Raw genomic sequence first — 26,541 nt, 5'->3', positions numbered from 1 at the left:
GCCAATGTGTTCTGTTAGGACTGCTTGCTGGCTGGCGTTCAGGCAGGCGCGGCGTAGCGCGCGACATAGGCAGCCGTTCGTGCTTCACGCGGATTGTCGAGCACGTCCGCCGCCGTTCCCTGCTCGATGATGCGGCCGCCGTCAATGAAGACGACCCAGTCCGAGACTTCGCGGGCGAAAGGCAGTTCGTGGGTGACGAGGATCATTGTCATGCCGTCCTTTGCCAGTTCTCGCATCACACGCAGCACCTCACCGGTCGATTCCGGATCGAGCGCGGAGGTCGGCTCGTCGAACAGAAGCACAGTCGGTCCGAGGGCCAGGGCGCGCGCGATCGCTACGCGCTGCTGCTCGCCGCCAGACATGCGTTCCGGATAGGCTGTTGCCCGATGCGCGAGGCCGACGCGCGTGAGCAGGCGCACCGCGCGCTCGACCGCTTCGCGCTCCCCGATTGCGGCGGCGTGCATCTGGGCGAGAACGACATTTTCCACCGCTGTCAGATGCGGGAACAGGTTGAAGCGCTGAAACACCATGCCAACGCGCTGGCGCAGCTTGGCGAGGTTCCTGCACGTCACCGCACCCTTGTCGCAGATCGTCTCGCCATTGACCTCGATGATGCCGTCGTCGGGCTGCTCGAGCAGGTTGACGCAGCGCATCAGCGTCGTCTTGCCGCCGCCGCTTTGGCCGATGATGCTGACAATCCGACCAGCCGGCACGTCGAGATCGATGCCGCCGAGCACCTGCCTGCCGTCGAAGGATTTCCGCAAGCCACGGATAGTGACTGCCGGGCTGGCACCGGACGCCATCGTGCCAAGCTCCCTGTTGAGTGTCTCTTCTGCCATCGGCCTAGGCTCCGCTTGCGAGCAGCGTCTTCGCCAGCCTCAGCCGCCGCCGGCGCCCCAGCGAAAGAGGTACGCCAGCCTGAATGGTCCGCTCCAACCAGAGCAGGCATTGCGAAATCGGGTAGCAGACGGCGAAATAGACAGACGCAATCACCAGATAGACTTCGAGCGCGCGAAACGTTTCGGAGGCGATCAGCTGCGCCTGGGTCATCAGTTCAACGGCCGAGATCGTCACCAGAAGCGACGTCGATTTCAGAAGGTCGACGAACATGGTGTTGGTGCCGGGCAACGCCAGCCTCAGCGCCTGGGGTAGAATGACGTGGCCAAAGGTGGTGCCGCGGCCAAGACCTAGCGCCTGGGCAGCCTCGTTCTGACCGGAATGGATGCCGGCGATGGCCGCGCGGAAGATCTCGGAGAGATAGGCGGCATAAAACAACATGAGGCTCAGCACGCCAGCGACGAAGACGCTGAGTTTGATGCCGACCGACGGCAGGCCGAAATAGGTGACGAAGATAATCGCGAGCAACGGGACGTTCTTGAATATCTCCGTGTAGATGGCGGCCGGCAGACGCACCAGACGCAAGCGATTGAGGCGCATCAGCGCCAGCACGAGGCCGAGGACAGCGGCACCGACAAAGCTGACGATGGTGTAGGTCAGGGTCCTGAGCAGACCCCAGCCGATATTGCTTGCGTAGTCGCTCCAGGGAACCTGGAAAAACCCGCCGAGAGCGTGGAAAAGGGACATGTGCTTGCCCCGACGCTCAAGGCGCGATTGAGGGCGGCGACCAATCCGCGGGGCGGTCCACGCCCCGTCGCTGAGCCGCCATCTCCGCCGAAGGAACCAGGAACTGCTTCGGGTCGCCGCCCCATTTGGTGACGAGCGCTGAAAGCGAGCCGTCCTTGTACATCGCATCGATCTGGTCCGAGACAGCCTTCGCGAGGTTCGGCGCCTCTTTTGGCAGGTAAAAGCCAGTCATATAGGGCTGGAAATACTGGTAGTCGGGATGGGCTTTGATCTCGTCGGCGGTTGGCGGCGCTAGATATGCGACCCGGAATTTCATGTCCGGCCGTTCCTTCTGCTGATAGATGATCAGCAGCGGGTCGAGAAAGCCGACATCCAGGCGGCCTGATGACAAGTCCTGAAAGACACTGTCGGCCTGCGGATAGGTGTGCGGGGTAGCGTTCGGCACCTGCGCGATCGATTTCGCCCAGACATAGCCGGTGACGGTCCCGAGATCCTTGCCTTCCAGGCTCTTGACGTCCGGATAGTCGGCAGTGCCCTGCACCGCCATCGCCGGTGGCGAATAGTAAGGCGGGTCGGTGAAGAGGCCGACCTTCTGGCGCGCGTCCGACCAGGCGATGCCGCCGATCGTGATGTCGGCACGCCGCGACTGGACCGATGCCAGCATACCGGGAAAATCGGTGACGCTGACTTCCATCTTGAGACCCAATCTATCGGCGACCGCGGCAAGGATATCGCTATCCAGCCCGACGAGCTTCTCGTCCTTCATCGCCGTGTAGGGCATGTAGGGCTCGATCGTGACCTGCAGGACGCCCGGCTTCAGCGTCTCAAGCCCGTCCGCATGCGCCACCGTGGCCAGCAATCCAATTCCCAGCAAGGCAGCAACGCCGGCCTTGAATCGCGAGCGAGTCAAAACACCCTTTTCCATCCCCGATACCTCCCTGTAACCGGATCAATATATGTGTGATATATTGACCAGTATATTATATGAATCCGTTGTCAAGTGATTCCTTGGCGATCGGATTCGATCCCTATGAGGTGAGTTGGATGGACGAGCGGATGCCGCAAGACGATGCCGACGAGGCTGGCTCGACATTGGCCGAGCGCACCTATCTGCAGCTGAGGGAGGACATCATCACGGTCAAGCTGGCGCCGGGCACCCTGCTTCGCGAGACCGATCTCATGCGGCGGCTGGACGTCGGTCGCACGCCGGTGCGCGAGGCGCTGTTGCGGCTGCAGCGCGATGGCTTCGTCGATGTCAACGGTCGCCGCGGCACCTCGGTCAGCACGATCGACATCAGCGATCTATCGGCGATCTATGAAGCCAGGGCGAGAATTGAATCCTGGGCGACGCGACTGGCCGCCGAACGCCTGCGCGAGCCCGAACGCCGCGAAGCCCACGGCCTGATCGCCGAACTCGCCGCCTTTGCGAATCCTCCAGAACTCGAACCTCTGCTGGCGCTCGACCGACGCATCCATCGCTTTATCTATCGCGCCGCCAAGAATCCCTACCTGTTCGACACGCTCGACCACTATCACAACCTGTCACTCAGGATCTTGCATGTCGCGACGCGGCGGTTTCCGGAGCTGATGTCTGGCCTCGACAAGGTCCTGCAGGAGCAAACCCTTATGCTCGAGGCAGTTTGCCGGGGAGATGGCGAAACGGCCGAGCGCATCGCCCTGCATCACGTCCTCAGCTTTGAACAGGATGTTCGCAAGATCATCTAGCCGATTTGTCGTAACAACGGGTGCTGCGCGCGTCGTGCGGTACGGATTCCGGCAAGGCGGTGCACCCGACCTATGTCGAGGGCCAGTACCAGGGCGGCGCCGCGCAAGGCATCGGCTGGGCGCTCAACGAGGAGTATATCTACGGCAAGGACGGGCGCCTGCAGAACGCCGGCTTCCTCGACTACCGCATCCCGGTCTGCTCGGACCTGCCGATGATCGACACGCAGATCCTCGAGATCCCCAACCCCAACCACCCCCTGTGGCGTGCGCGGTGTCGGCGAGACCTCGATCGTGCCGCCGCTGGCGGCGATCGAACGCCGCCGGCGTGCGCATGACCCACATCCCGATGTCGCCGCCCCGGGTCCTCGCCGCGATCGAGGCGGAACGGGGAGGCTAGGGCGAGGTCTGGCAAATGGTCGAAGTCACCCTCTGGGGCGCTCTCGGCCAGCTCGCCGGCGGCAAGAGCAAGGTCGAGGTCGAGGCTAAGGACATCAGGGAGCTGTTCAGGAAGCTGGCTGAACAGTATCCCGGGATTGAGCCCTGGATCGAGAAGGGAATAGCCGTCGCGATTGATGGGACGATCTACCGCGATACCTGGTCGAAGGAATTGCCGAAGGGGGCGGAGATTTTTCTGCTGCCGCGGCTGGCTGGTGGGTGAGTGGGACGCCGCCATTGCCTGGCAGCCAAGGTCTCTAACGTCGTGGATTGGCCGGAAGCAGTAGGTCAGCTTGTGGTGGAGGGAACTGCGATAGCGGACCTTCAGCCTCCAAGGTCAGATGTCGTGACGTGACCCCTTCGAGCCGTTCGAGCCTACAGCGTGGAAGGACCGATTCGAGCCATTTCCCTACTTTCCGCGCGATCTGCTGAGAGCCACAGGGGGGGACTTGGCTCATGCAGGCAGACCTGCTTCTACCAGCAAACGCTCGAGTTCGCGAACCCTCTCAGCATCTCGGTATCGCTCGCCACGCGCGAAGCCGGAGGCTGTGAGATCGGGCTTGCCCCCTAAAGCCTCTCTGGCCATGCGATGAGCTTCGTCGGCTCGATCGAGTTTTATGAACGCCGCGGCGCGGTAAAGCCGCGACCGATTGGTTTGAAAGGTGAGGTTGCCAAGGGATGCAAGTGCGTCGTGGTATCGGCCCAGTGCGAAAAGGGCTACGCCGCGTTCCTCGACGCACCACACCGGGAGGAACGGGTCAAGCATTTCGGCTTCGTCGAGGAGCCGCAACGATCGCTCTCCTTCTCCGACGAACGTGAAAATCGCTGCGCATCTTGCTTTGATGTAAGCGTCTGTCGGGTTGAGTTCGATCGCCTTGCAGTTGTGAGCGAGCGCCTCGTCGTAGTTTCCCTTCATCAGATGGAGGACGCCTGCAATTCGGTTCGCTTCAGCATCGCAGGGATCAAGCTCGAGCGCCCGGTGAACGTCATGCCAACCTTTCTCATGGTCGAAATCCGATAGCCATGACGCTGCGCAGACCCGCCAAGCGTACGCAGCACCGTAATTGGGGTCGGCTTCGATCGACTTTGTGAACCACCTAACAGCCTCGCGTGCATTCTCGTCGGTCACCCCACCGAGCCGGTGATTGTCCAATCCGCGCAGAAGACAATCGAACGCGGTCATGTTTTGGGGGGACTTTCGCCGCGCCGCGACCATGGATGCGTCCTCCATTCGTCCGGAGACGGTCGCGGCGATCCGTGCAGCAATCTCGTCGACTAAGCTCAGGACCTGCTCGAAATCTTGCTGAATTCTGTCGCTCCAAACCACCGCGCCATGATCGGTTTCGGATAATGTGAGGCTGATCGTGACCCGCTCTCGAAACTTCCGCACCTGCCCCTCAAGGACATACTGGACGGCAAGCACCTGGCCGACCCTCACGGGATCTGGGTGGGAGTCGGCTATGGTGAAACTCGCGCTCCGCGAACTAACCGACAGACGCCGAAACCGTCCCAACTCGACGATCAGTTCCTCAGCGAGGCCCTCGGCGAGGTAGCGTTGGGCCTCATCGTCGGCTGAAACCCGGAACGGAAGCACCGCAATCGATGACGGTCGTCGCTCATCTGTGACGGGAAGTAGAGTCGGCGCCGCCTGTAGCCGATGCGCTCCCATCTCCCCTCGCAGGCGATAGAGGTGCACGGGCTCCGTTATGTTTTTCAGTAATCGCTCACCCACATCGTCGAATATGAAAGCGGAGTTGCGGCGCACATGACCAAAGAGCGCACCACTCACATAGATCGAGTCTGGTTCGGCTGCCGCCTGTATGCGCGCCGCGAGGTTCACCCCGTCGCCTATCAAGTCCTCCCCTTGCACCATCACATCTGCAATATGGAGACCGAATCGCATCCTAAGCGGGTCACTTGCGGCGTCCTGCGCACCGGCGAGCGCGGTGCGAATCTCGAACGCGCTACGCACTGCGTTCACAGCACTTGGAAACTCCGCGAGTGCTGCATCGCCCGCTGTCTTGAAAACCCTGCCGTCGAGCAGGTTGACCTTTTCCGAAATGAGCGCCTGACAGCTCGCCAAGCGTTCCGCCGTTTGCTCTTCGGCACGCTCCATCATCGCGGAGTAGCCGACCACGTCGCCGATCATGAGGGCGGCCATCTTGCGCTTCATGGCGGAACTCCCTGACGCGGGCGACTACCGGTTGTTGGATCACCTCGTCAGTATGCAGCGTCGTCGTCTCGGACACTGCGGCATTGAATGGAGTGTAGCGCATCGTGAAGCCGACAGCACGGAGAAATGGGCGCCGCGTGTTCCTCGGCTGTTTACCAAACTTCGCCGATCAACTGCCGATCGTTCCAAGTCAAAGTTCGGAGTAGAATTTCAACGGAGGAGCGGTTGATAAAGGTCGGCTCGCGATTTTCGCCAAGGTCGCCGCAAGAGTCAGGAAAGCCTGCAGACGGTGTTCGTCGCCGTGCTCGCCTATCTGCTGCTCGCCGAGGAGTTGCACGGTTACGATCTGGTCGGTGCGGTCTTCATCGTCGCCGGCATCGTACTTGCGACCGTGATCAAACCAACGCCAGCTTAACCACGCGTGGCGTAGAAATCTTGCGAGTGACGGCGGAGCCTTTAGCGCTTGGACGAGCGATGTCGGCTTTTGGCGGGCGGCGATAGCCGATGGAAATGACCGAGATGAGGCGCAAAGCGGCCGGTCGTGCATGAGTGAGCTAAACTGTAGGCGGATGCGAATTCAGAGGCCAACCTCATAATGACGCTCCCCCTAAGCCCCAGCGTCGGCTCAGTATTCACCTCCAGTGCCTCGTCCACCTCATCCTCCTCGCCCAGAACCTCGCCGAGCACCGCTAGCGGGCGGCCGATCCAGATCGGGTCGACCAGATGGTCGCGCTTGGGGTTGGTCGTGTTGGGGGGATGAGGATGCTCAGGTCGCCGGGGTGGGCGAGGCTCAGACTTCCCTGATCTCGAACAGCAAGAGCTCCACGCCGCCATCTGCGAAATTGCCGAGATCGGCCGCCGTGGCCTGTCCCTCGGGCGAGGCAAAGGCGGCTTGAATGTCGGTGAGGGAATCGAAGTGGAGGATAGCCATCAGATGATAGCTTGAGGGCCCGTCCGGGGAATGAACCCCGCCATCGCTGACCTCGTATTTCGTCAAGCCGGGAATGGTTTTGGCCAGCGGAATGTGCGTCGAAAAATAGTATCTGTCGAATGCGGCGAGGTCCTTCGGCGTCTTGTAGAGTGCGACAAGTCTGGCCATGCGTCCCCCCTTTTGAAACGGCACCCACCGCCGGCTACGTGGGCAAAAATCTACCCGTCAGCGAAGATGGCGCCGGCGGCAAACAATCTCCGCTCTCAGGTCACCACCGAAAGGCTCGCCGGCTGCAACACGCCGGGGAACGGCCCGATCCTGGCCGGGCGCAGCCCGGACTGGAAGAGGTTGCTGTGCAGGTTGGCGACCCACTGCTTGCCTTCGGTCGTCAGCTCGAGATAGCGGATCGCGTCGCCGATATAGGGCTCGACCTTCAGCGTGAAGAAATCGGCGAAGCAGGCGCCGAGATCGGCGGCGGTCTTGCAGCCGAGCTTTTCAACCATCCCGGTCTCGGAGAACTCGGCAAACAGCGCCGGCAGCTTGCGGTGGTAGAAGGGATCGGCGAGCTGGCCGATCAGATCCGCGGCCCTGACCAGCGCCGGCTCGGTGTTGGTGGCCTGGTAGGCCGGATCGCTCGGTACCGGAAAGCGCGTCATCTCGATCGCCGCGATAATGCGCTCCTCGTCGATGAACTTCGAGGACCCAAAGCGTTGGCGCGCATAAATCTTGGCGCGCTCGATATGATAGGGCGCAAGCACCGCGTCGGAGGCGCCCCGCGGTGGCGTATGGCGCTCGCCGGCTTCGTTGATGACGAAGCTGTCGTCGCTGTCGCCCGGGCACACGCCGTGCACCATGCCGATGTCGTGGACAAGCAGCGCGCAGGTATAATGCAGCCAGTCATCGGGGGTCAGCGATTCCGAAAGCAGCCGGCCGCGGATGATCTGCTGGCCGGCGAGCGTGACCATCAGCGTGTGCTCGATGTTGTGATAGAGCGCGTTCGAATTGCCGATGCGCTCCAGCACAAGGCGGGCCGCGCCGCCTATGTAGGCCGCATACTCCGAATTGCGATGCGAGAAATACTGCAGATAGAGTTCCGACAGATGGTCGCCGAGCCGGTCGGCCATGATGGAAATCGGATTGAGCATGACAATCGTTCCTGGCCAATTTGAAGCACGACAGATCGCGTGCGGCAGGCATCCTAGCACGGTTCCGGCGCGGATTTTATCACAGCGTCGGCGATGCGCATCGCGGCGACGGCAAGCATCTTTGCGCTTGCCTTGAAGCCATCCTATTCTGCAGGGTAGTCGCGGTTGTGGGCATAGAATGTCGGTACTGCCTTTCCTGAGAATTTACGCGCCGCTGAACGCGGTGCTGGCTGCGCCCGGTCTCCTGGCGGTGGCTGCGCTCACGTCACCGAGCATTTCGGGACGAAGCAGGCTGGCTCTGGTTGCCCTGCTCGCCGTCATTTGGGGCGCCTATCTTGTGCAGATGGTCGCGACGCTGCTCAAGCGCCGTGCGGGAGACCTTCACGACAGGACGCCGGCAATCACCATCGATGTGCTCGCGGTCCTGGTTCCATTCGCGGCATTTCTGCTCGTCGGCACGCCCGACTGGAGCCTTTACTGTGCCGTCTGGCTGCTGAAACCGCTGCGCGACTCGACCTTCTTCCCGGTGCTGGGCAGGGTGCTGGCCAACGAAGCGCGCAACCTGATCGGCGTCACCACGCTCTTCGGCGTCGTTCTGTTCGGTGTCGCGCTCGCGGGCTATGTCATCGAGCGCGACATCCAACCGGACAAGTTCGGCAGCATCCCCCAGGCAATGTGGTGGGCTGTGGTCACGCTGTCCACCACCGGCTATGGCGACGAAATTCCGCAAAGCTTCGCTGGCCGCGTCCTTGCCGGGGCGGTCATGATGAGCGGCATCGGCATCTTCGCGCTCTGGGCCGGCATTCTTGCCACCGGCTTCTCTCAGGAAGTTCGCCGCGGAGAATTCGTCCGCAATTGGCAATTGGTCGCCGGCGTGCCGTTGTTTCAGAAGCTCGGCCCGGCCGTGCTGGTCGAGATCGTACGCGCGTTAAGACCTCGCACGGTGCCGGCCGGCGCCGTGATCTGCCGCAGAGGCGAGCCCGGTGATCAGATGTTCTTCGTCGTGGAGGGGCGCGTCACCGTCGCGACGCCGAACCCGGTGGAGCTTGGACCTGGCGCCTTCTTTGGCGAGATGGCGCTGATCAGCGGCGAACCGCGTATGGCGACCGTCAGCGCCGCAACCGCGGTCTCACTCCTGTCGCTGCACGCGGTGGACTTCCAGATGCTATGCAGCAGCAGCCCGGAGATCGCGGAAATCATCCGCAAGACCGCACTCGAGCGGCGCAGCGCAGCACCGACGGCTTGAGCGTACTGCAGTCCCGGTCGCGAGGTGACTCGTCATGCGCGGCCGCCTATTTTGTCGTGCCAATTGCCGAGGCGCCTCGACGTTGAGCCATCGGCCGAACAGATGAAGCAGGGTTCGTTCATACCGACTATAAGGCGAACGACGCGGGACGAATAAGTAGGCCTGCCGCTGAGTTCAACCTGCAGGCATTCCTCAGCGTCCCCACTCGCGCGACCAGCAGGTGGACACGTGTCATGCCAACAACGCTGCAACCAAAGCTCACCCGCATGAGCAAGCTGTGCGTATCGGCATTGCTCATCATGTTGCTGATCATATTGATTTACGGTCGATCCACACTGTCCGCTGAAGAGCACGGCAAGACCCTTCATTACACCTCAGGCGGCTCAGGTGCTGCAATCGCGGCCGCGGGCTTCAACCTCGCTGACGTACAATATGTCGAGCAGCTCAATGCCCTGCCTGCGGGAATGAAGGGACTGATATGGCTGGACGAATCCGACGGAGTGACGCCGCGCTTCATCGCGAAGGTCAAGCCCTTCATCGGCAACCCGAGGCTGTTTGGTTTTCGCCTCTGTGACGAGCCTGACATCACCGGCAAGTATCATCCTCCGGCAGTCAGCCCGGCGGCGCTCAAGGCCGAAGCCGAGTGGATAAAGGCCAATGTCCCAGGAGCGGTGACGTTTGTTACCCTTATGGACATGGGGGCTTTCGAAGCTCCCGGTTTCATGAACACATTCAATCCGGCCAACACCGGGATCGATCTTTTCGGTCTTGATCCATATCCCGTACGCGGCAAAGCGTTCGATCTGGATTTCATCGACCGGACGGTCGAGGCGGCCGTTGCAGCCGGCATCCCGACCGACAGAATTGTGCCTGTGTTCCAGGCCGTCGGCGGCGGCAATTGGAAGACCCATACCGGCGCGTCCATGGACGTTTATGTCCTGCCGACAGCGGATCAGGCGAACCAGATATTCGCGCGCTGGGCCGTTTACGCACCCAATCCCGTGTTTGATTTTGCCTATGCGTGGGGAGAGCAGAACGGGGACACCAAGCTTGGCAGTACCAGCCCAGAGGCACTAAGCCTTCGCGCGGCGTTCAAGGCACATAACACGGCGCAGTAGGCACGGCCGTACCCATTCGGCCTAAGGCGTGGCGCAGATTCTGCACCGTGCTGCTGCAAAGTTATCCGAACAGGCGATGCACTTGGCCGTTCAACTGGACGCCAAGCCCGCGGCTGCGAAACCTGTGAGTGATTGACCTGATTTCCCTCCAGCGACGCTTCTCGGCTTGGCGCAGATGGAACCAAAGGCCGCCGCCACCGAAGAGAAAGCACAAGCCAACACCGAGTATGAAGAGAGGGTCGCCTTCTTCTCCGCCACCAAAAAACAGCGCGGAGACGATAAACACGCCGCCTGCAAGCACGGCGATCAGGGCGACCGTGTTATAACCTGCAGACCCATCGTTCTGGTTGCAAAGAAGGCGATAGCGTTCAGCAAGCCTCGCTTCGTCTTCACTCAGATTCACCGCGCAGTCCCTAGCTTTCTGCAACACATTTATCGCCCCGTTCTCACAATCTATGGGGTGTAGACGACAAATGGTTCATTCAAGTGAGTGATAGATCGAAATTTTTACCACCCTTTAAAACCTGTCGGGACTTATAGCCTCTCGGTCGCGGTTCAGCGCGGAACCTGTGCCGTCGAAGCCGGCTCACGGCCGTTCAGCCGCGCGGATTCTATGTCTGCTTTCAGATCGCAGCGAGTTCGTCTCGCGCAAAGCGGCCGTCATACTTTTCTTGAGCTAAAATTGTAGGCGAAAGCAGTCCGAGCACGAGCCGTGCACGCCGATGCCGCCTATCCCTAAGCCCCCAGCGTCGGCTCCGTATTCACCTCCAGCGCCTCTTCCGCCTCATCCTCCTCGCCGAGCACTTCGCCGTGCACCCCCAACGGGCGGCCTATCCAGAGGGGATCGACCAGGTGGTCGCGCTTGGGATTTGTCGTGTTCGGGTGGATGAGGATGCTGAGGCCGCCGTGGTTCAGCATCAGCCATGGAACGAGCGTGGCGAAAATCTCGGTGGCGAAGGAGACCTGGTACATGGCCTGCTCATGCGGGCCGACCGGCTCGTCGCGCCAATTGCCCAGGCGCACGCGAAAACGTTCGCCGATGCGCAGGCGCAGCCATTCGGCATGCTGCCGCTCGGCCTGCCCGTCATAATAGATATGGGCGTGATAACTGGCGATCTCGGCAAGCGGCCTTGGCGGGCTGGCGATGTCTGCGTTCACCTTGATGGTTCCCTCGGTGATTGTCGTGCGGGCAGCGTATACGCACGGGAGCGACGCGGCCAAGGGCCATAGCGTGTGTGTGCCCCGATACCGCGGTGGGCCTGGTCAAATCCTGCCCATCAGCACCAGGATCAGCAGCACCACCAGAACAACGCCGGCGATGCCTGAGGGGCCGTAGCCCCAGGAGCGCGAGTGCGGCCATGCCGGCACAGCGCCGATCAGGATCAGGATCAAAACGATGATCAGGATGGTGGTGACGGTCATTCCGAATCCCTCGGCTTGCACGTCAGATACGAGGGGACAATGCAAAAGGCCGCCGGGTTGTTCCGGGCGGCCTTTTGTCTGAGAGATGAAAACTGCTCTATTCGGCGGCTTTCGGAAAGGCGATCGGCGGCTCGTCGCCGGCATCCATGTCAGGCGCGGTCATAGCCTTTTTCCTCATGTCGCCGCCGAATTGGCCGCGGAAGAACGCGTAGAAGCGGCTGTTCTTGCTGCGGGTGAAGATCATCAGCATGGACGGCGTCACCACCAGCGTCAGCAAAGTGGCGAAGGAAAGGCCGAAGACGATGGCCGAGGACAGCGAAATCCACCACTGCGTCGACGGCGCGTTGATCGTCGTCTCGTGATGGAAGATTTCCAACCCAAGACCGAAGGCGATCGGCAGCACGCCGAGGATCGCCGACACCGCCGTCAGCACGACCGGCCTGGCGCGCTCGCGACAGGTCTGCAGCACCGCCTCCATCTTGTCCCAGCCTTCCTCGCGCAACCGGTCATAGGTGTCGATCAACACGATGTTGTTGTTCACCACCACGCCGGCCAGCGCAATGACGCCGATGCCCGACATGACGATGCCGAAGGCCTCGCCGGTCAAAAGCAGGCCGAGGAACACGCCGATCGTCGCCATGACCACGCAGGACAGCACCAGAAGCACGCTGGTGAACTTGTTGAACTGCATCAACAGCACCAGGAAGATCAGGAAGATCGCCGCACCGAAGGCCTTGCCGAGGAAGGCGCTGGCTTCGGCGCTGTCCTCGTTGGAGCCGGCGAGCTTCCAGCGTATGCCGTTGTCGAGCTTCATGTCGGTGACCGCCTTGGTCACCTCCGCTTGCACCGCCGCGACCTGGGCGCCGGCGCTGACATTGGCCTGAACCACCACCGTACGCGCGCCGTCGATGCGGTTGAGGATGCCGACCGTCGGCTCCGGCTTGCGCACGACGAAATTCGAGATCGGCACGGAACCTTGCGAGGTCTGCACCCTGAGCTCGTCGAGCGTCGACAGCGTACGGCGGTCCTCCGGCAGGCGCAGCCTGATGTCAACCGCATCGTCGGCGCCGGCTGGCCGGTATTCCGACAGCTTCAACCCGTTGGTCACCAATTGCACCACCGTGCCCACAGCAGTCGGGCTGATGCCGTACTGCGCCGCCTTGGCGCGGTCGACCTCGAGCGCCCAGTCAACGCCGGGCGGCGGCAGGCCGTCGGAGATGTCGATGACGCCCGGCACCTTGGCGATGCGGGCCGCAACGGCGCGGGCCTGGTCGTCGAGCCCCTTGGGATCGACGGCCGAAAGCCGAAGCTGGATCGCCTTGCCGGTGGGCGGACCGGCCTCCGGCACGCGCACCTCGACATCGACGCCGGGAATGCCGGCCATGACGGCGCGCAACTCATCCAGAATCTGGTTCGCCGATTTGCGCTCGCGCCAGTCGATGAACTCATACTGGATGACGCCGACGACATCTTCCGGCACATCCTGGCCGCCGCCTTGCGTCTTGCCGACGCGAGTGTAGACCGACTTCACGCCGGGCCAGCCGAGCAGCCGGTTTTCCGCGATCTTGGTTGCGGTGTCCATTTCGTCCAGCGAGAGATTGCCGCGGGCGTGCACATAGAGCAGGCCGTAATCGGGCTCGACGCTGGGGAAGAACTCAACGCCGGCGCCATATTTCGAATAGGCGAAGACGATGCCGGTCAAAAGCACGGCGGTGAGCACCAGCACGGTGACGGGGAAGCGCACCGCTTGCTTGACCAGCGCCATATACCAGCCGTCGCGGTTTTCCTCATGATGCTCAGGCGCCTTGGCGAAGAGCGCGCCTAGCGTCGGCGCGAACACCAGCGCATAGAGCATCGAGGCCGACAGCGTGACGATCAGCGTGATCGGCATGTATTTCATGAAGTCGCCGATAATGCCGGGCCAGAACAAGAGCGGCGAGAAGGCCGCGATGCGGGTCATGGTCGCGGCGATGACCGGACCGGCCATTCGCTTGGCGGCCAGCGCGAAGGCTTCCGCCTTCGGCATGCCTTCGCCCATGCGCCGTTCGGCGAACTCGGTGACGATGATGGCGTCGTCCACCAGCATGCCGACCGCCAGGATGAGGCTGAACAGCACGATCATGTTGATCGTGTAGCCCATCATCGCAAGCAGCAGGATGCCGATCAGGAAGGATGACGGAATGGCAAGTCCGATCAGCAGCGAGGCGCGGCCAGACAGCGCATAGAGGATGACGATGAACACCAGGATGACGGCGATCATCACATGGTTCTGCAGGTCACCCAGAAGCTGGTTGACGAAGACCGACTTGTCCTGCGTGTAGGTGACGTTCATGCCTTCCGGCATCGTCTTGACGAAGGCGTCGGACACCTCCCGCACCTTGGCCAGCGTGTCGATCAGATTGGCGCCGATGCGCTTCTTGACTTCGATGGCGATGGCCGGCTTGCCGTTAAGGCGGGTGATCGTCGTGGCATCGGCGAAGGTCGAACGCACCGTGGCGATGTCCTTGGCCTGCACCACGGCATTGGGTCCGGCGACCACCGGCAGCGACGCCACATCCTCGGGCGTCTCGATCAGCGATGGCACCTTGACCGCGTATTTGCCTTCCGAGCCCTCTATGTTACCGGCGGCGACCAGGCTGTTGGAAGCCCCTACCGCGCCGATCAGCTGATCGAGCTGCAGGCCGTAGGACGACAGTTTCATCGGATCGATGACGACTTCGACGAGGTCGTCGCGCGAACCTTGCAGCGAGCCTTCGAGAACGCCGGGCACTTCTTCGATGCGGTCGCGCAATTCGCGCGCCGCAGCCGTCAGCACGCGCTCGGGCAGTTCGCCCGACAGCGTCACCACCAGCACCGGGAATTCGGAGATGTTGACCTCGGTGACGACAGGCTCTTCGGCCGCCTGCGGCAGGTCGGCCTTGCCGTCCTGCACCTTGGAGCGCGTGTCCTGCAGTGCGGTCGCCAGATTGGTCTGCGGCTGGAACTCGACCAGCACATAGCCGCCGCCCTGGAAGGCGGCCGAGCGCATTTCCTTGAGGCCCTTCAGGCTCTTCAGCTTGCTTTCCATCGGCCGCAGCAGAAGGCGCTCGGAATCCTCAGGCGAAATGCCCTGATAGATCAGGCTGACATACATCATCGGAATCGGAACGTCGGGTTCCGCTTCCTTCGGTGTCGACTGATACGCGACCCACCCGGCGACCAGCAGGAAGAGCAGGGCCGAAATGGTCAACCGGGCATTGTTGATCGCGAGTTTGACGATATCCATGGCTAACGCCTGTTCTCAAGATTTCAGGAGCCGCATTGCAGCCGGTTGTCCCCGCCCGGGGCCATTCCGGCGCTACTGCGTGCCGGCCTCGCCCAACAATTTCTGGATGATCGCCTGGTCGGCCTCGACCGGCTTGACCACATCGCCTTCCTTGACCAGTTCCTGGCCGGCGACGATGACGCGGGCATCGGCGGGAATACCGCCAAGCACCAGGCCTCTCGGCGAGTCGTCGACCAGGTCGATCGGGAAGAACACCACCTTGTTATCCTTGTCGACGGCGCGGATGCCGAGGTCGCCCTTGTCGCTCAGCGTCACCACCGAGCGCGGCAACATGACGGCGTCGGTCGGCTGCGCGCTGAGCGAAATCTCAGCCGTCATGCCGGCCGGTACCGAGCCGTCGCCATTCGGGATGGCGATCTCGATGCGGAAGGTGCGGGTTGCCGACGAGGCGTCGCGGCTGATGTAGCGCACGGTGCCTTCGACGGTCTGGCCGCTGACGAGGCGCACGGCGGCCTTGTCGCCGAGCTTGAGGTAGCCAAGATCGCGCTCGCTGATTTCGCCGCGCGCAATGACCGGATCGAGCTTGAGGATGGTGGCGACTTCGCCGCCCTGCATGACGGAACTGCCGAGTTCCACCGGCACCCGGTCAATGACGCCATCGAAAGGCGCCTTGACCAGATTGCGGTCGAGTTCGGCCTGCGCCGTCTCCAACTGCGACTGCGCTGCGGTCAGGTTCGAGCGCGCGGTGTCGAGCTGCAGCTTGGGCAAGTTGCCGGTCTTCATCAGCTTCAGCGAGGCCTCCAGTTCGGCCTGGCGCTGCACGACCAACTGCTTGGCGTTGTCGACCATCGAGATCTTTTCTTCCGCCGCCAGCATCAGCACCAGGTCGCCGGTCTTGACGTGATCGCCCTGCTTCACCGGCAGCTTTTCGATGACACCAGCGACGCGCGTGGCGAGCACTGCGCGCTTGTCGGCCTCGGTCAGGCCGGAAATGCGGATGGCGCGAGCATAGGTCTTGCGCGGCGGCGTCACCACCGCAACGGTGCGCAGCGGCGCTTTGGGCTCTGCCTCTGCGGTTTTAGGCTTGGCTGCATCCGGCGCCTTGGCCTGATCGCCGGGCTTGGCCGGATCGCCTGCCTTGGCTGCACCTTCGACAGCGGCGCTGCCGACGGACGAGAACGCACCCGTTCCCATCCAGGCGGCAAAGCCGATGAGCACGACAATAGCGGCAAGCTTGTGAAACCTGATTTTCGGCATCATCGTTTTTCCACTGTGGGATTCGGCCAAACCGTCTTGTAGGAGCTTCCGTGTCTTCCAACTCGGGCGCGTCGCCGATATGGGTGCGCGCTAGGCCGTCTTCAATTTGCCGTGAACGGCGAAGCCGCGCTTCTACAGCAAAGTTGCACCGCAATACAGTCGAAAAGTTGCAGGAGCATTGCGGAGTGTGGCTAGCGGGAAACGATTTGTCAGCGTCCTGTCACGCGGTCGGACCGCAGCCGGCTTACGATCTTTCCGTGATAGGCTGATCTTCCCTGATGGCCCTATCGGCGAGCCATATCCCCCGGCGGAAAGCGGCACAGCGCCTTGGCCAACAGTTGCGCCAGATTTCTGACCCGGACACAGGCCTCGGCCGAGAAGCCGTACCAATTCCTGTTGGCGAAAGACCAACACCTCCGGCTACGTTCAATTTAAGTAATGCCTTGGAATTGCTTGCAAAGTGGCAAGGCATGCGACTCAAGTCCGGATTGCCAAAGCGTCGATCGTCCGGACAGAACAAATGCCGAAAGCGCCGGCAGGTTCTGCAACGGATGTGAACCGAACAGCCTGCTACCTTGCGATACGCCGACACAATGTCCAGCGCTGCGTGGATGCGAGAGGCCAGCCTGTTTTCAAAGGCGTTTTGAGCGCCGACACCATCCTGCGTCAGCACTAGTTTTTCGCGCTCAGATGTAGGCGCGCCCTCAGCCGCTGCCCAGCAGATGGCAGCAGGCGTCAGTATGATTTTGTATACCGTCGCACGCAAAGGTTGCGCTACACCGGGAAACCGACTGGCGACTGGCGCCGAGAGCTGAGCCGAGGGACGTTGCCGACGCCTGATGTCCGCATCAGACAGGGTGTGCGAGCACACCCCGTCTTCGGCGAAAAAGCTCAGGCCCGCCGGCGCTCCGCTTCCGGCTTCTTGCGCGCCGCGAGAAATTCCTTGACCCGCCGTCCCGGCGCCGGGCCGCGCACCGGCTTGAAGCCGTCGTCGAGCTCGCCGGAAAGATCGAGCGTCGGCCGCTTGGCGACGGCGTCGTAATTCTCCTCCAGCCAGTCGCTGGCGGCCGTGCGGCCAAGGTCTCTGAGATAGCTCAGGAACGCCCATTCGGCATTGACCTTCGACGATGCCGACAGATCCTTGAACGCCTCGTCGGCGTCGATGCGGTGCATGCGAATGTCGCGGTATTCGCCACGCGGCAGGCGGCCGGCGGCGATCAGTTCCTTGACGAAGGCGATCGAGCGGAATTCGTTGAGCAGCCCGGCATTGAAGGTGATCTCGTCGATGCGGTTCTGGATTTCATTGGCGCTTTTCGGCGTGCCTTCGCGCACCACCGGATTGATCTGCACCAGCAGCACGTCCTCGGTCGCCGCCGTCTTGAAGAACGGATACAGCGCCGGATTGCCGCCATAGCCGCCATCCCAGTAGGGCACGCCCTTGATCTCGACGGCGCGGAACAGTTGGGGCAGGCAGGCCGAGGCCATCACCGTGTCGAGGTCGATCTCGCCATCGGAAAAGACCCGCAGCTGTCCGGTCTCGACATTGGTCGCCGAGATGAACAGCTCCATCGACTTGCAGGCGTGGACATTGGCGAAATCGATCTCCTGCTCGACCACGTCGCGCAGCGGGTTCAGGCCGAGCGGGTTGGCGACATAGGGCGAAAACACCCGCGACATGGTGTCGAAGAAGAAATAGCCCGGCGTGTTTTCGATCGACCAATTGCCCCAGGCGACGTCCCATGGCATGCGCTGCACCGGACTGAAGCGGCCCTTCGCCGCCACCGCGCGCCAGAAATCGTCGAGCTTCTTGCGTGCTCCTTCGACGCCACCGCGCACAAAGCCGTCGGCCAGCGCCACCGCATTCATGGCGCCGGCGCTGGTGCCGGATACCGCCGAAATGTCGAGCCGGCCATCCTCCAGCAGCCGGTCGAGCACGCCCCAGGAGAAAGCCCCGTGCGAGCCGCCGCCCTGCAGCGCGATGTTGATCTTCTTGGTTTCCTCCGCCTTGCCGTTTTTCGTCATGGCGTTCCTGTATCGGTTTGGTCGCTGCTGCCTCATCCGCGCGAGGATCGGGCGGGTTCGACTGCAGCCGGCTTATGTTGCAGTGCAGCATATAAGTGACGACCGAGGCAAGAACACGAACACGGTCGCGTGATCACATGAAATTTTGGTCATGAAGAAAAAGCCCCTCCGCCGTGAGGCGGAGAGGCCATGCTCTTCCGAAACAGCCCTGGAACCTCAGGCAACAAGCTTCGGCACTGGCCCGACATAGCGCGACTGCGGACGGATCAGCCGTCCTGTCGTCTGCTGTTCGCGCGCATGCGCGATCCAGCCGGCGACGCGCCCGGCGGCGAAGACATTGCTGAAGGCCTGCGGCGGAAAACCCGCCGCTTCCAGCACCAGCGCGGTGTAGAACTCGACATTGGTCTGCAGCGAGCGCTGTGGCTTGGCGATGCGAAGCACCTCGAGCGCCGTCTGCTCGACCTTCTCGGCGAAAGCCAGCCGTTGGCCGGTCTCGCCCTCGCTGCCGAGCTGCCGCACGACAGTTTTCAGCACATCGGCGCGCGGATCGCGCACGCGGTAGATGCGATGGCCAAAGCCCATGATGCGCCTGCCCTGCTGGATTTCATCGCGCAGCCAGGCGGCGGCATCGCCATGCGCCTGGATGGCATCGAGCATCTCAATCACCGGACCGGGCGCGCCGCCGTGCAGCGGCCCCTTGAGCGCGCCGAGCCCGGCCAGGATAGAAGATGTCAGCCCGGCCTGCGTCGAAGCGACGACGCGGGTAGCGAAGGTCGAGGCGTTGAGACCGTGGTCGCAGACGGTGACTAGGTAGGTGTCGAGCGCTTTCGCCAAAGCCGGCGACGGGACCGACCCCTTGAGCATCCGCAGCATGTCGGCGGCATGATCGGCCTTGGCGTCGGGCGTGATCGGCTGCTCGCCGCGCTTGAAGCGCAGCAGGGCTGGCGTCAGCACCGCGGGCGCCGCGATCAGCCGCAACGCGTCCGTCAGGCTCTCGCCGTCCGGCAGCAGCGCCATGCCGGCGCGCATGGCGCTGTAGATCTCGAGCGGCGCCAAAAGCGGCAGCGAAGGCTTGAGCCGCTCGAACACCTCGACGCGCGCCTCGCCCAGTCGTGCCGCCAGTTCGGCATCGCCGGGAAGGTCATCGAAGAAGCCATCCAGCAGCAGGCGCACCACTTGCGCGTAGCGCCAACGTCCCGCCAGTTCCGGTAGCGAATGACCGCGGATCGTCAGACGGCCGCCAAGGCCATCGACATCGGAGAGCACGGTCTCCGCCGCAACCACATCATCGAGCCCGTTTGCCATGTCTCATCTCCTTGCAGCTTTCCTCCACAAGAGATAAGGGTCGAACCGCGCCCTAATCAATCTTGATCAATATAATCAATATCAGGCTCAAAATGTCCGAATGGTTGTCGCGGGAAGAGGCGTTGGAAAGGCTGAAAGTCCGGCCACAAACCCTCTACGCCTATGTCAGCCGTGGCCGCATCGGCATGCGGCCGGACGAGACCGATCCGCGCCGCAGCCAGTACCGCGCCGACGACATTGCAGCTTTGGCTACGCGCCGGGCGCGCGGACGCAGTCCGTCGGCCATCGCCGAGAGCGCGATCGCCTGGGGCGAACCGTCGATCGCAACGGCGATTTCGACCGTTCTGCATGGTCGCCTCATCTATCGCGGTCAGGATGCCGTTGCGCTCGCCAAATCGGCGACGTTGGAGGAAACCGCCGCCGTGCTCTGGGCTTCGGCTGAACCGGTGGCGTTCAAGGCTCCGTCGTCTGAGCCACCTCATTCAGCCGGTCGCGCTGCCGCTTTTGCACAGCTTTCCATGCTGGCGGGCCAGGGACGGCCTTCGCTTGGACGCAACGCCGCCTCGCTGTGCACTGAGGCTGCGCACACAATAGGGGCGCTGGCGCAGGCACTGGGCGCCGCGGGCGGCACAGCACCTGCCCATCGGCGTCTGGCGCAGGGCTGGTCGGTGGGTGATGCCGGCGCGGAGGCGATCCGCAGCGCCCTCGTCCTGCTCGCCGATCATGAACTCAACGCGTCGACCTTCACTGCCCGGGTCGCGGCCTCGACCGGGGCTTCGCCTGCCGCCTGCCTGTTGGCGGGCCTGGCGACGCTGACCGGCCCGCGCCACGGCGGCGCCGGCGAAGCGGTGATGCAACTGGCGGAGGATGCGGCACGGCACGGCGCCGAGGCGGCGGTCCGGCGCTGGCTTGGCCATGACCGGCCCTTGCCGGCATTCGGCCACCCGCTCTATCCCGAAGGCGACCCGCGAGCCGCAGCACTTCTGGCAGTCATCCCTGTCGACGAGACGCTGCAACAGTTGGAAAAGGCCGCGATCGCCGCGACCGGCACGCACCCGAACATCGACTTCGCCCTGGCTGCGCTGACACGCAGTTTTGGCTTGCCGCGCGATGCACCATTCCAGCTGTTCGCGCTTGGCCGCAGCGTCGGCTGGGCCGCGCATATGGTCGAGCAGATCATGAGCGGCAGCATCATCAGGCCGCGCGGCCGCTATGAGGGGTCGTTGACCTGATAGCGCATTGGTTTGACCGGCGTCAGGTCGACTTGGCATTGGTCCCGAACCGCGCGCGATACGCGACGGGGGTCGTGGAAAACTGCTGGCGGAAATGATGCCGCAACGTGCCGGCCGCGCCAAAGCCGGCGGTCTCGGCGATCAGCTCGATCGGCATGGCGGTGTCTTCCAGCAGCGTGCGCGCCCGTGACAGCCGTTCCGAAAGCAGCCAGCGTGCCGGCGTGACGCCGGTCGCGGCGGCGAACCGGCGCAGAAATGTCCGCTCGCTCATCCCGGCCAGTTCGGCCAGAGTTGCGACGGAATAGTCGGCGGAAATATTGGCACGCATTCTGTCGATCAGCGGCCCAAGCCGGCTGCGCTCATGCGGCTCGGGAACGGAACTCTCGACATACTGCGCCTGGCCGCCGTCGCGATGCGGCGGCACGACCAGACGTCGCGCCACCATATTCGCGGCTTTGGTGCCGAAATCGCGCCGGACCAGATGCAGGCAAAGGTCGATGCCCGCGGCACTGCCAGCCGATGTCAGCACATTTCCCTCATCGATGTAGAGGACGTCAGGAACCACGGTGATGTCGGGGTACAGCTCCGTCAGCTTCTCGCTGTAGCGCCAATGCGTGGTCGCCCTTTTGCCGGCAAGCAGGCCTGCGGCGGCAAGCACGAACACGCCCGAGCAAATCGAAAGAATTCGGGCGCCTCTCTCGTGCGTTTTCAGAAGCGCCTCGATCAGCGCCGGCGGCACCGGCGCCTCCGAGCCGCGCCATCCAGGCACGATCACCGTGCCGGCCTGGCCGATCAGCTCGACCCCACCATCGGCGACGATGCGCACACCACCCAGGGCCCGCATTTCACCCGCGTCGATTCCGGCAACGGCAAAGCGGTACCAATCCTCGCCCATTTCCGGCCGGGGCAAGGCAAAGACTTCAACCGCCACGCCGAACTCGAACGTGCACAAGCCGTCATAGGCAACGGCAACGACGAGCGGGTTGGCAGGACGCGGATGGACGGCAGGCATATTTGGCATGATCTTGACGATATATGGCAAAGCTGCCAGCTGCAATCACCCTGCCCGGTGCTTTATCTCTCCGTCGCATCAGCAATGGAGATCAGACATGAGCTACGTGACAGACATTCCGACGGCATCGTCGGACATCGCCCGGGACCATTTCCTGCGCCGGCTTTCCGTCGAGACCGATTGCTCGGACGTCGCAGCGGCGCTGCGCAGCGGCGAGCAGGATTTTGTCCTCCTGCATGTGGTCGGTTCGCCGGACGCCTATGAACGCCGCCATGTGCCGGGCGCGCTGCATCTGCCGCACCGCGAGATATCGGCCGAGCGGATGGCGCAGTGGCCGGCAGAGACGCTGTTCGTCGTCTATTGCGCGGGACCCCATTGCAATGGCGCGGATCGGGCGGCCTTCAAGCTGGCCAGCCTCGGCCGTCCCGTGAAGATCATGATCGGCGGCATCACCGGCTGGCAGGACGAAGGCAGCCCCTTCGCGTCGGGCAAGGAGCCCGGTGTTTTACAGGCATGACGCTTGATTCAAGACCAGGCTGGCGCGGGAGCGTGTACGCGATATGGTCGACCTTGCAGACAAGCGAAAGCATGCAGATGGCGGCGATTATGGTCCGTCCGTTCGGACGGCAGGATGTTGACGCGGTGCTCGCGCTTATGCGGGCGCTGGCCGTCTTCGAGGGCTATGACGACAAGTTCCGCCTCACCGAAGCGGACCTCATCGAGCACGGGCTGGGGCCGTCGCCCCGGTTCGGTGTGCTCGTGGCGGAGCGAGAGGACGTCATCGCCGGCATCGCCGTCCACTACATCATCCCCTGGACTTACGATCTGAAGCCGGTTGTCTGGCTGAAGGAACTCTACGTCGCCGAGGCGGCTCGAGGCATGGCGGTCGGCCATGCGCTTGTAGAACACCTTCGCCAATACGCCGCCGACATTAGCGCCTCCGCCATCAAGTGGACGGTGCTGAAATCCAACCTGCCGGCGAAGGCATTCTACCGCTCGCTCGGCGGGCAGCCCGACGAAATCTGGGAACCCTGGCAGCTGAAAATTGACCCGTGACGGCAAGACCGCCTCAACCAATCGAGGCGGTCGACCATGCGGCGGTCGCTTACGACATGGTGTCGAGCTTGCGCTGCATGGCGGCGATCTGTTCCTTCAATTCCTGAAGGTCGTCGCCGCTCTTTTCCGGCGCCTCCTTGCGGGCCGGCTCCGGCGCAGCGGCGGCAGCGCCATTCGAGGTGGCTGACGGGAACGGCGTGAACAGGCGCATGGCGTTCTGGAACATTTCCATGTTGCGCCGTGTCTGTTCTTCCAGCGCCTTGATCGGCGTGGCGATCTTCATCACGTCGAGCGGCGACTTGCCGATCGCGCCCTTCATCTGCTCGCGGAAGCGCTCCTGTTCCTTGGAGAAGGCGATCATCGACTGTTCGAGGAAGCTCGGCACGATCATCTGCATCTGGTCGCCATAGAAGGCGATCAGCTGGCGCAGGAACGGGATCGGCAGCATGTTCTGCCCGTCCTTGTTCTCCAGCTCGAAGATGATCTGGGTCAGCACCGGATGGGTGATGTCGTCGCCCGTCTTGGCGTCCTGGACCGTGAACTCCTCGCCCTTCTTGACCATCTCGGCCAGATCCTCGAGCGTCACATAGGTGCTGGTGCCGGTGTTGTAGAGACGGCGGTTGGCATATTTCTTGATAATGATTGGGTCGTCTTTCGCGGCCATCAGCATCCTCCCGGGGACACCGGCGCGCCTGAGTAAGCCGCCGGTAACGATTGCGCCATTTTTAAGGATATGCGCAAAAGCTCCATAATTCCAAGCGCTTTGTGCAGTGCGGCATCATTTATTGCTGCATGGCGGGCCAAATATGCTGCGCAGCAAAGGCCGGGCGATCGCGCCGGGCGCGCGTGCCCTGCTTGCGGCGCATGGCCGGCATGCCCATTTCCGGTTTGACTTGGGGTGTGGAACGGGCAAGAAAAGTCCCAACAAACACCCAAGAATACGACCTCGAAGTCTGGAGAGAAAAATGTCCGCTGCCAATTCAATCGTCGTCGCCAGCGCCGCGCGCACCGCTGTCGGCTCCTTCAACGGCGCCTTCGCCGCCACCCCGGCGCATGAGCTTGGCGCCGTCGTCATCAAGGAGCTTTTGTCGCGCGCCGGCGTCGAACCGGGCGAAGTCGACGAGGTCATTCTCGGCCAGGTCCTGACGGCAGCCCAGGGCCAGAACCCCGCCCGCCAGGCGTCGATCAACGCCGGCCTGCCCAAGGAGACCACCGCCTGGGGCCTCAACCAGGTTTGCGGCTCGGGTCTGCGCGCCATCGCGCTCGGCATGCAGCAGATCGCCACCGGCGACGCCAAGGTGATCATCGCCGGCGGCCAGGAATCGATGTCGCTGTCGCCGCACGCCGAGCATCTGCGCGCTGGCGTCAAGATGGGCGACTACAAGATGATCGACACCATGATCAAGGACGGCCTGTGGGACGCCTTCAACGGCTACCACATGGGCAACACCGCCGAGAACGTCGCCCGCCAGTTCCAGATCACCCGCGACGACCAGGACCAGTTCGCGCTGGCCTCGCAAAACAAGGCCGAGGCCGCGCAGAAGGCCGGCAAGTTCAAGGACGAGATCGTCGCCTTCACCATCAAGGGCAGGAAGGGCGACACCGTCGTCGACCAGGACGAGTACATTCGCCACGGCGCCACAATCGACGCCATGACCAAGCTGAAGCCGGCCTTCGACAAGGACGGCACGGTGACCGCCGCCAACGCGTCCGGCATCAATGACGGCGCCGCAGGCGCGCTGCTGATGACCGAGGCCGAGGCATCGCGGCGCGGCATCACCCCGCTGGTGCGCATCGCGTCCTGGGCGACCGCCGGCGTCGATCCGGCAATCATGGGCACCGGACCTATCCCGGCTTCGAAGCGGGCTCTGGAAAAAGCCGGCTGGTCGGTCAAGGACCTCGACCTTGTCGAGGCCAATGAAGCCTTCGCCGCGCAGGCCTGCGCCGTCAACAAAGGCATGGGCTGGGATACCTCGATCGTCAACGTCAATGGCGGTGCCATCGCCATCGGCCATCCGATCGGTGCGTCGGGCGCGCGCGTCTTCAACACGCTGGTTTTCGAGATGCGCCGCCGCGGCGCCAAGAAGGGCCTCGCCACGCTCTGCATCGGCGGCGGCATGGGCGTCGCCTTGTGCGTGGAAGCGCTCTAAAAAAGAAGTGAGTAGCGAATAGGGAGTAGCGAATAGGGTAGAACGGAGCAGCGCGGCGGGACATCAAATCCCTACTCGCTATTCGCTACTCCCTATTCGCTCTTCCGACCAAAGGGAGGAAGAACTTTCATGACCAAAGTAGCGCTCGTCACCGGTGGATCGCGCGGCATCGGCGCCGCGATTTCGATCGGCCTGAAGAATGCGGGTTACACCGTTGCCGCCAACTATGCCGGCAATGACGAGGCTGCGGCGAAATTCAGCGCCGAGACCGGCATAAAGACCTACAAATGGTCCGTCGCCGACTACGACGCCTGTGCTGCCGGGATCAAACAGGTCGAGGCCGATCTCGGCCCCGTCTCGGTGCTGGTCAACAATGCCGGCATCACCCGCGACGCCATGTTCCACAAGCTGACGCGCGAGCAGTGGAAAGAGGTCATCGACACCAACCTCTCCGGCGTCTTCAACATGACGCATCCGCTGTGGGGCGGCATGCGCGACCGCAAGTTCGGCCGCGTCATCACCATCTCCTCGATCAACGGTCAGAAAGGCCAGGCCGGCCAGGTCAATTATTCCGCCGCCAAGGCCGGCGACATCGGCTTCTCCAAGGCGCTCGCCCAGGAAGGCGCACGCGCGGGCATCACCGTCAACGTCATCTGCCCCGGCTACATCGCCACCGAGATGGTCAAGGCGATCGACGAGAAGGTACTCAACGAACGCATCATCCCGCAAATCCCGGTCGGCCGACTCGGCGAGCCGGAAGAGATCGCGCGCTGCGTCGTCTTCCTCGCTTCCGAAGACGCCGGCTTCATCACCGGCTCGACCATCACCGCCAATGGCGGCCAGTACTTCGTTTGAGACCAATATTTCGGCTGAGAGAAAAACGGGCCCTTGAACGGACCCGTTTTTCCATCGCCGGCCGGCATGCTCGGAGAGCCTGGGGGTGAGGCGCTGCCCCATTCCGGCACGCAAAGATTAACGGCCTCCGCTCGGTCTGTGCGAAACCCGCTTCACAAGCTGTGAATTGTCGGTGGACAAGCTGTGGATAACACAACATGTTGGGGTGAACAAAACGGGAAAGTCCCGACTTCGCTGATTCGTCGCCGATTTGTTCCGGCTTTGACCGGAACGTTAATGGCGAAGGCCGAAAAGCTCTGCCATATGGTTAAGCCCGATTAAGAAAAGTCAATAATTTCATAATCTTGGCAGAGACCCATTGGAGCGCGACGAGGCTTCGCCGGCAAAGGTTAATGGCAAAGCTCGCCCTGCATGAATCGGGCCAGTTTCAGCGATTCAGCATGTGGTGCGACTCCCGGTCGCAAAACCCATATGTAGCCGTGAACAAAAGCTGAATCTGCAGGAGTCACTGATTCGTCTCCGATTCGTTCCAGACTCGTTCCAACTGTTAATCGGGAGCGAATCCGGTCTGCGAAGAAGACTCCGCAACTGACGCCCGGAACATTCCG

At 62.7% G+C, this 26,541-nt stretch carries 25 protein-coding genes and 1 pseudogene; 11 read left to right on the top strand and 15 right to left on the bottom strand.

Annotated features, from left to right (window positions below):
* Positions 1-38: 38 nt before the first annotated feature.
* The 3 genes from AC1DZ8_RS07655 to AC1DZ8_RS07645 are packed head-to-tail and all read right to left on the bottom strand — an operon-like array spanning position 39 to position 2,509.
* A complete protein-coding gene (locus AC1DZ8_RS07655; RefSeq protein ID WP_477311129.1) occupies positions 39-839 on the bottom strand; it encodes an amino acid ABC transporter ATP-binding protein in 801 nt (266 codons plus the stop codon).
* Positions 840-843: 4 nt separating this feature from the next.
* Positions 844-1,584, bottom strand: a complete 741-nt coding sequence (locus AC1DZ8_RS07650) for an amino acid ABC transporter permease (protein WP_477311127.1) — start codon at positions 1,582-1,584, stop codon at positions 844-846.
* A gap of 16 nt (positions 1,585-1,600) precedes the next feature.
* The gene (locus AC1DZ8_RS07645; RefSeq protein ID WP_477311125.1) at positions 1,601-2,509 is read right to left on the bottom strand and encodes a substrate-binding periplasmic protein; all 909 of its coding nucleotides are present in this window, start codon (positions 2,507-2,509) and stop codon (positions 1,601-1,603) included.
* 119 nt (positions 2,510-2,628) lie between these two features.
* On the opposite strand from AC1DZ8_RS07645, the gene AC1DZ8_RS07640 reads away from it, so the two are divergent.
* The 3 genes and pseudogenes from AC1DZ8_RS07640 to AC1DZ8_RS07630 all read left to right on the top strand — a co-directional run bounded on the left by AC1DZ8_RS07640 (position 2,629) and on the right by AC1DZ8_RS07630 (position 3,967).
* Positions 2,629-3,309, top strand: a complete 681-nt coding sequence (locus AC1DZ8_RS07640; protein ID WP_477311123.1) for a GntR family transcriptional regulator — start codon at positions 2,629-2,631, stop codon at positions 3,307-3,309.
* A 44-nt stretch (positions 3,310-3,353) separates the two neighbouring features.
* Positions 3,354-3,706 (top strand): annotated as a pseudogene (locus AC1DZ8_RS07635) (molybdopterin cofactor-binding domain-containing protein); the annotation flags it as partial.
* A 15-nt stretch (positions 3,707-3,721) separates the two neighbouring features.
* The gene (locus tag AC1DZ8_RS07630) at positions 3,722-3,967 is read left to right on the top strand and encodes a MoaD/ThiS family protein (RefSeq protein WP_192259254.1); all 246 of its coding nucleotides are present in this window, start codon (positions 3,722-3,724) and stop codon (positions 3,965-3,967) included.
* A 231-nt stretch (positions 3,968-4,198) separates the two neighbouring features.
* Here the strand turns inward: AC1DZ8_RS07630 and AC1DZ8_RS07625 are convergent, their stop codons facing one another.
* The gene (locus AC1DZ8_RS07625) at positions 4,199-5,917 is read right to left on the bottom strand and encodes an adenylate/guanylate cyclase domain-containing protein (protein ID WP_477400624.1); all 1,719 of its coding nucleotides are present in this window, start codon (positions 5,915-5,917) and stop codon (positions 4,199-4,201) included.
* 289 nt (positions 5,918-6,206) lie between these two features.
* Here AC1DZ8_RS07625 and AC1DZ8_RS07620 point away from each other — a divergent pair, with 289 nt between their 5' ends.
* Positions 6,207-6,332: a hypothetical protein gene (locus AC1DZ8_RS07620; RefSeq protein WP_477310975.1), complete on the top strand. Its 126-nt coding sequence runs from the start codon at positions 6,207-6,209 to the stop codon at positions 6,330-6,332.
* Positions 6,333-6,707: 375 nt separating this feature from the next.
* Here the strand turns inward: AC1DZ8_RS07620 and AC1DZ8_RS07615 are convergent, their stop codons facing one another.
* Entirely contained in the window at positions 6,708-7,016 is a 309-nt protein-coding gene (locus AC1DZ8_RS07615) for an EthD family reductase (RefSeq protein WP_477310977.1), read from the bottom strand.
* A gap of 95 nt (positions 7,017-7,111) precedes the next feature.
* A complete protein-coding gene (locus tag AC1DZ8_RS07610) occupies positions 7,112-7,993 on the bottom strand; it encodes a metal-dependent phosphohydrolase (RefSeq protein ID WP_477310979.1) in 882 nt (293 codons plus the stop codon).
* Positions 7,994-8,171: 178 nt separating this feature from the next.
* On the opposite strand from AC1DZ8_RS07610, the gene AC1DZ8_RS07605 reads away from it, so the two are divergent.
* Together AC1DZ8_RS07605 and AC1DZ8_RS07600 are read left to right on the top strand one after the other, a co-directional pair.
* On the top strand, positions 8,172-9,239 hold the full coding sequence (locus AC1DZ8_RS07605) for a cyclic nucleotide-gated potassium channel (protein ID WP_477310981.1): 1,068 nt from the start codon (positions 8,172-8,174) through the stop codon (positions 9,237-9,239).
* 233 nt (positions 9,240-9,472) lie between these two features.
* Positions 9,473-10,357 carry a hypothetical protein gene (locus AC1DZ8_RS07600; protein WP_477310983.1) on the top strand — a complete coding sequence of 295 codons (885 nt, stop codon included), beginning with the start codon at positions 9,473-9,475 and terminating at the stop codon, positions 10,355-10,357.
* A gap of 61 nt (positions 10,358-10,418) precedes the next feature.
* Here the strand turns inward: AC1DZ8_RS07600 and AC1DZ8_RS07595 are convergent, their stop codons facing one another.
* From AC1DZ8_RS07595 to AC1DZ8_RS07565, 7 genes are all read right to left on the bottom strand, one after another.
* A complete protein-coding gene (locus tag AC1DZ8_RS07595) occupies positions 10,419-10,760 on the bottom strand; it encodes a hypothetical protein (RefSeq protein WP_477310985.1) in 342 nt (113 codons plus the stop codon).
* A gap of 332 nt (positions 10,761-11,092) precedes the next feature.
* Positions 11,093-11,515, bottom strand: coding sequence for a DOPA 4,5-dioxygenase family protein (locus AC1DZ8_RS07590; protein ID WP_477310987.1), 423 nt, complete (start codon positions 11,513-11,515; stop codon positions 11,093-11,095).
* 105 nt (positions 11,516-11,620) lie between these two features.
* Complete coding sequence (locus AC1DZ8_RS07585; protein WP_477283885.1) at positions 11,621-11,779, bottom strand: DUF3309 family protein; 159 nt, start codon at positions 11,777-11,779, stop codon at positions 11,621-11,623.
* Positions 11,780-11,876: 97 nt separating this feature from the next.
* The gene (locus AC1DZ8_RS07580; protein ID WP_477400621.1) at positions 11,877-15,044 is read right to left on the bottom strand and encodes an efflux RND transporter permease subunit; all 3,168 of its coding nucleotides are present in this window, start codon (positions 15,042-15,044) and stop codon (positions 11,877-11,879) included.
* A 72-nt stretch (positions 15,045-15,116) separates the two neighbouring features.
* Positions 15,117-16,301, bottom strand: coding sequence for an efflux RND transporter periplasmic adaptor subunit (locus AC1DZ8_RS07575; protein ID WP_477308950.1), 1,185 nt, complete (start codon positions 16,299-16,301; stop codon positions 15,117-15,119).
* An 891-nt stretch (positions 16,302-17,192) separates the two neighbouring features.
* Positions 17,193-18,323, bottom strand: a complete 1,131-nt coding sequence (locus tag AC1DZ8_RS07570; protein WP_477308890.1) for a patatin-like phospholipase family protein — start codon at positions 18,321-18,323, stop codon at positions 17,193-17,195.
* A gap of 216 nt (positions 18,324-18,539) precedes the next feature.
* Entirely contained in the window at positions 18,540-19,628 is a 1,089-nt protein-coding gene (locus AC1DZ8_RS07565; protein ID WP_477308892.1) for a citrate synthase/methylcitrate synthase, read from the bottom strand.
* A gap of 92 nt (positions 19,629-19,720) precedes the next feature.
* On the opposite strand from AC1DZ8_RS07565, the gene AC1DZ8_RS07560 reads away from it, so the two are divergent.
* Complete coding sequence (locus tag AC1DZ8_RS07560) at positions 19,721-20,860, top strand: citrate/2-methylcitrate synthase (RefSeq protein ID WP_477308893.1); 1,140 nt, start codon at positions 19,721-19,723, stop codon at positions 20,858-20,860.
* Between the two features lie 22 nt (positions 20,861-20,882).
* Here AC1DZ8_RS07560 and ftrA read toward each other — a convergent pair whose 3' ends face one another.
* Complete coding sequence (gene ftrA, locus AC1DZ8_RS07555; RefSeq protein WP_477308895.1) at positions 20,883-21,881, bottom strand: transcriptional regulator FtrA; 999 nt, start codon at positions 21,879-21,881, stop codon at positions 20,883-20,885.
* An 88-nt stretch (positions 21,882-21,969) separates the two neighbouring features.
* Here ftrA and AC1DZ8_RS07550 point away from each other — a divergent pair, with 88 nt between their 5' ends.
* Both AC1DZ8_RS07550 and AC1DZ8_RS07545 read left to right on the top strand, forming a co-directional pair.
* Positions 21,970-22,389: a rhodanese-like domain-containing protein gene (locus AC1DZ8_RS07550; RefSeq protein WP_477308897.1), complete on the top strand. Its 420-nt coding sequence runs from the start codon at positions 21,970-21,972 to the stop codon at positions 22,387-22,389.
* 32 nt (positions 22,390-22,421) lie between these two features.
* Complete coding sequence (locus AC1DZ8_RS07545; RefSeq protein ID WP_477308898.1) at positions 22,422-22,928, top strand: N-acetyltransferase family protein; 507 nt, start codon at positions 22,422-22,424, stop codon at positions 22,926-22,928.
* Between the two features lie 49 nt (positions 22,929-22,977).
* Here AC1DZ8_RS07545 and phaR read toward each other — a convergent pair whose 3' ends face one another.
* A complete protein-coding gene (phaR, locus tag AC1DZ8_RS07540) occupies positions 22,978-23,592 on the bottom strand; it encodes a polyhydroxyalkanoate synthesis repressor PhaR (protein ID WP_477308900.1) in 615 nt (204 codons plus the stop codon).
* Positions 23,593-23,893: 301 nt separating this feature from the next.
* Between phaR and AC1DZ8_RS07535 the strand changes: the two genes are divergently transcribed.
* Together AC1DZ8_RS07535 and phbB are read left to right on the top strand one after the other, a co-directional pair.
* A complete protein-coding gene (locus tag AC1DZ8_RS07535; protein ID WP_477308902.1) occupies positions 23,894-25,078 on the top strand; it encodes an acetyl-CoA C-acetyltransferase in 1,185 nt (394 codons plus the stop codon).
* A 129-nt stretch (positions 25,079-25,207) separates the two neighbouring features.
* A complete protein-coding gene (gene phbB, locus AC1DZ8_RS07530) occupies positions 25,208-25,933 on the top strand; it encodes an acetoacetyl-CoA reductase (protein WP_477308904.1) in 726 nt (241 codons plus the stop codon).
* Positions 25,934-26,541 lie beyond the last annotated feature (608 nt).

This window comes from Mesorhizobium sp. P2_F7 (genome assembly GCF_056403695.1).
The sequence above is the reverse complement of the archived record's forward strand: the minus strand, read 5'-3'. Positions and strand labels throughout refer to the sequence as shown.